The organism is Bacillus sp. mrc49, from assembly GCF_002803435.1.
In genome coordinates this window covers 1-323 of record NZ_PHNG01000376.1, presented here as the reverse complement: position 1 = coordinate 323, position 323 = coordinate 1, and the positions used below count along the sequence as shown (strand labels likewise).

Genomic DNA, 323 nt, shown 5'->3' with positions numbered 1-323 from the left:
CCCGTTGGGGGCCCCTAGTCCAATCAGTGCTCTACCTCCAATACTCTCATCTTGAGGCTAGCCCTAAAGCTATTTCGGAGAGAACCAGCTATCTCCAGGTTCGATTGGAATTTCTCCGCTACCCACCCCTCATCCCCGCACTTTTCAACGTGCGTGGGTTCGGGCCTCCATTCAGTGTTACCTGAACTTCACCCTGGACATGGGTAGATCACCTGGTTTCGGGTCTACGACCTCATACTCATTCGCCCTATTCAGACTCGCTTTCGCTGCGGCTCCGTCTCATCAACTTAACCTCGCATGAAATCGTAACTCGCCGGTTCATT

The 323-nt window shown here is 52.9% G+C and carries 1 rRNA gene; it reads right to left on the bottom strand.

Annotated features, from left to right (window positions below):
- Positions 1-323: ribosomal RNA gene (locus CVN76_RS02390) — 23S ribosomal RNA — on the bottom strand; the annotation flags it as partial.